Annotated in this window: 4 protein-coding genes and 1 tRNA gene; 3 read left to right on the top strand and 2 right to left on the bottom strand. The window is 52.4% G+C overall.

All coding sequences use genetic code 11. From position 1 onward, the window contains the following. Positions 1-162 precede the first annotated feature (162 nt). A tRNA-Val gene (locus tag ABWQ00_RS15530) sits at positions 163-236 on the top strand. A 303-nt stretch (positions 237-539) separates the two neighbouring features. Here the strand turns inward: ABWQ00_RS15530 and ABWQ00_RS15535 are convergent. Beyond that, complete coding sequence (locus ABWQ00_RS15535; protein ID WP_353239562.1) at positions 540-1,292, bottom strand: alpha/beta fold hydrolase; 753 nt, start codon at positions 1,290-1,292, stop codon at positions 540-542. 824 nt (positions 1,293-2,116) lie between these two features. Between ABWQ00_RS15535 and ABWQ00_RS15540 the strand changes: the two genes are divergently transcribed. Together ABWQ00_RS15540 and ABWQ00_RS15545 are read left to right on the top strand one after the other, a co-directional pair. After that, entirely contained in the window at positions 2,117-3,055 is a 939-nt protein-coding gene (locus ABWQ00_RS15540; protein ID WP_353239563.1) for a ParB/RepB/Spo0J family partition protein, read from the top strand. 69 nt (positions 3,056-3,124) lie between these two features. Then, entirely contained in the window at positions 3,125-3,613 is a 489-nt protein-coding gene (locus ABWQ00_RS15545; RefSeq protein WP_353239564.1) for a phospholipase D-like domain-containing protein, read from the top strand. Between the two features lie 98 nt (positions 3,614-3,711). Here ABWQ00_RS15545 and ABWQ00_RS15550 read toward each other — a convergent pair. Continuing rightward, positions 3,712-4,115, bottom strand: a 404-nt coding sequence (locus ABWQ00_RS15550) for a hypothetical protein (protein WP_353239565.1), incomplete at its 5' end; no start/stop codon positions are given.

Raw genomic sequence — 4,115 nt, forward strand, 5'->3', positions numbered from 1 at the left:
GGTCAGCTGGGTGGGTGGGGGGGTGGCTGTTGGCGGATCGGGCTGTGATGGGGTAATCTGGTGAAACGGGGTGCGCCGGCGGGGTGTTGGGAAAGTTTAGAAAATTTTTAGGTTTTACCCCTTGCGCTTGCAGGTGTTCCTGTGCTAACGTTAATAACTGTTGGACGCATAGCTCAGTTGGTTAGAGCACTACGTTGACATCGTAGGGGTCACTGGTTCGAGTCCAGTTGTGTCCATTGTCTGAAACCCGCTCTACTGGCGGGTTTTGGCGTTTGGAAGGGTGGCCGGTGGGTGATGGAATGCCGGCTGTTGCGGGGGCGCTCGCTGTGAGGTGCCGGCAGAGGGTGCCGGTGGCTGTAAGAGGTGGGTTAGCCTTTTGTCGCCAGGTGTGGGAATCAGGATGTTGGCAAAACGAAACCGTTTACTCCCACTGATATGAGAAACCCTATATAGCGGTTCTCAGTTGGATCGCGTGCGCATAAGAACCCCGGTTTCTTAAAGAAACCGGGGTTCTGGGCACCTCACTGATATGAGAAGGGCTATAGATCAGTATCATTAGTTAATACTGAGGCAAGGTGTTCGGGGCGAGACAAGTGCGGGCAATGTCCTCCAGGCAGTTCTATGGCATCAACTCCCAAGCGCTTGCGCGCAGCGTAGCGTGACCATGCGGGAGAAATTATCCGGTCATCAGTACAAACAATATATTTACAGTCTACTTTTGGGAAAGAGTTCAGGGGACTGGTTTCAAAAATATATGCCATTGATTGCTGCGACCGGCTTTTTGAGAGCGCCCAGCGCATTACGTCCGGTTGGCAATCGTGATAAAAAAGTTCCATCAATACTGCTTCATCGGAAAAGTCTTTACCCAGAGAAGCTGGATTAAACATATCAGGCTCATCACCGAAGAGGTTGAGTTGGCTTGACTCTTTGGGTTTATAATTTAATGATTTGAGGCCGTCGGAATCGAGATTGTGGGCAAATTGGTCAAGTGTGCTGGTTGCTGGGCATGGAATAAGCGCAGTCAGGAAGACCAGTTGACGCACTTGATGCGCTTCTGCAACAAGGGGAATAAAGGTTCCTGCCATTGAGTGACCTACCAGCACAATATCACCATCAGTTTTTGGCAGCGCTTGAACGACTGCCTCTGCAAATTGCGATAAACTTGCAGAGGCATCTTCAATTGGCAAATCCATTGCTACTGTGTTGTGACCTTGCGCTTCTAAGTAAGGGATTAAAAAATTCCAACACCAAGCACCTTGGAAGGCACCGTGAACCAGACAAAAAATGCTCATAGCGATTTCAGGTAAGTTTTCCGACTTGTGCTTAACTTCTAATTTACATCTCGCAGTTATTATTCAGCAAGTTTCACAGCTATCGCCGGCGGCGTAGCCTGTTCATCTTTCTATCGGTTGACAGTCAGAATCCCGCACCCAACCGTGTGGCTTTCCTGCGACATTAGCGGAACTCTTGGGACGCAGCTCACACACTATTCGGACTCATTATATCGAGGAAATCTTGTCCCAAGGGTTGCTGTAGCTCCGATAGCCAGAGGAAATCTCTCACCCCCCGCAGGCTCACACAACTGTATAAACCTCACATAAATAAATCAGCGGCGTTTCTGACACTCTCCCATTCCCCCCAACTCGATAAAATACCACCGGCTAGCACCCACCGGCTGCCGCATTCCCCGGGCCCTAGACGACAGCCAGTGCCGGCGCACCGGCATCATCTGGTATCCCCAAAGCTGGGGGAAACGCTTGACACTGGCCCAGCTGACAGTGCTGGGTGTGGGGGGCGCACCGGCAGCCGGTTGTGCCGGTAGGCCGTTTGTAGTTGGGCTTTAGCCCCACCGGCACAGGAACCTTGCCACAGGTCGGGAAATGGCATCAAGCAAACAAAGCCGCAGGACGGTCAGATGTTAATTCATCCGGATTTATTTGCATAAATGCACCGGCATTCACCCCAGCGACAAGCGCCGGCGAGTTCCTGGAGCGGGTGTGCCGGTGTCTTGGAACTGGAGCGGGGGATTGAAGAGAGCTTAAGATTTCTCGACAGCACATTTATAACGCCGCTCCACACGCGAAAATAAAATAGTCCCCCAGGCGAAATGAAGGAAATGAGTCCAAAGCTGTCCCGGCGCTCTTCGTCATCTGGCACCCCTGACAAGCCTGAAAACCCGACTCAGAATAGCTTTGAGGCAGATGGTGCACCCGAGCGCAGTGCCGCTCAATTTGTCCCCATTGAGCTGATTAGCATCCCCGAATCCCAACCCAGGCGGTATTTTGATCAAGCCGGCATGCAGCAGCTGACCGCCAGCGTCAAAGAACACGGCATCCTGCAGCCGATAATCGTGCGCCCTGTGGGGGAGAAGTATGAGATAGTGGCGGGGGAGCGGAGATACCGGGCGGCGATTGAGGCGGGGTTGACCGAAGTGCCGGCGCTCGTGCGGGAGATGTCTGACGAGCAAGCGGTACAGTACGCTTTGGTGGAGAACCTGCAGAGGGAGGATTTGACCCCGATAGAGGAAGTTGAAGGAATTTTGCAGCTACTGGCGCTGAAGCTGAAAACTGACCGGGACGGGGCGATCTCGCTGCTCAACCAAATGGCCAACGTCAAGCGGGGGTTTACGGACAACGTTGTCCGTAATGAAGAACAGCAGATAGTGGAGGAGGTGTTTGACACAATAGGAAGACTCTCGCCGGAGTCATTCAGAACCCACCGGCTCCCCCTTCTCAACCTGCCGGCGGACATCCTAGAAGCTCTCCGAACGGGCCAAATCGAATACACCAAAGCCAAAGAGATTGCAAAATTAGAGTCGGAGTCGGAGCGGATGGCTCTCCTGCAAGAGGCGATGACGCGCTCGCTGTCCCTGAGTCAAATCCGAGAAAGGGTCAAAGCCAAAAAACCCGCAGTAGAGCGAGACTCACTTGAGACGCGCCTGGAGGAGATTTATCAGAAGGCCAAGAAGTTGAAGGTGTGGCGCAACCCTGAGAAACGAGAAAAATTGGAATCCTTGCTGGCAGCAATGGAGGCGCTGCTTTCTGGGGAGGACTGAAATAGAGGACGGTGCTGGACAAGAGGGACGAACGCAAGAAACGCATTTAGTGTTAGAGGACAGTAAAAAGTGCCGCGTATCTTTGACAACATTGACCTGCCCCTGCTGGACGCTCTGCGAGAGACGCTTAAACTCTCGTATCGGGCAGATTTCTGCGTTGGCTACTTCAATCTCAGAGGCTGGCAGAAAATTGACGATTTAATTGAACAGTATGTGGGTGCTGAAGGGGCGTGCTGCCGGCTGCTTGTGGGAATGCAAACTCTGCCCGGCGATCAAGTTCGCGCTGCCTTTACCCTGGGTGCCAGTCACGGGCGCACAGACAACAGCGCCATCTTGCGCTTGAAAAAACGGATGGCGGCTGAATTTCGCCAGCAGCTGGCGCTGGGAGCGCCCACCAATAAGGATGAGGCTGGGTTGCGGCGGTTGAGCGCCCAGATTAAATCGGGAAAACTGGTGATTAAACTTTTCCTGCGGCACCCCCTCCACGCCAAATTATACCTGGCATACCGCAATGACCCCAAAACCCCAAAACCCCAAAACCCCTTCGACCGATTTTAAAACTTAATGTCAAAGGGACAGTGGAAAAAAGGCGTTTGTAAGTGTGGCACCTGTAAGAAATGCAGGGACCGAGCATGGCTAAACAAAAAAAAACAAGGTTAGACAAAACCCCGCGTTTTCAAAACTACGACCCAAAAGAACCTCAGACTGGTCCGCAAAGCCTTCCAAATGCTTAAGGGACGCAAGAAACTGCGTGAAAAAGTCAAACTTTTGGTGCAAAAAAGGAGGTGGCTAAAGCGGCGGGATGCAGCAGTTAGACGCAACATCAAGCGGTGGGGTAAGGACAAAGCTATTAGGATTGCAATATACATTAAACGGAAGATGAACAAGGAATGGCGGGTAAAGACCTCTGACTTGCAACGCTGGGATGCCGCCCGGGAGAAATGGGGCTGGCCCGGCATCTTTGGCACGGCGGCCAGCACACCTGTCAAGTGATTATTTTTAAAATCGGTCGAAGGGGTTTTGGGGTTTTGGGGTTTTGGGGTTTTGGTGCTTCCAGAAG

The sequence above is a fragment of the Limnohabitans sp. genome, from assembly GCF_040400975.1.
Classification (GTDB): domain Bacteria; phylum Pseudomonadota; class Gammaproteobacteria; order Burkholderiales; family Burkholderiaceae_C; genus Limnohabitans_A.

Coding starts and splice junctions, on each gene's coding strand:
- ABWQ00_RS15535 (WP_353239562.1), bottom strand. CDS start 1,292: ATGAGCATTTTTTGTCTGGTTCACGGTGCCTTCCAAGGTGCTTGGTGT.
- ABWQ00_RS15540 (WP_353239563.1), top strand. CDS start 2,117: ATGAGTCCAAAGCTGTCCCGGCGCTCTTCGTCATCTGGCACCCCTGAC.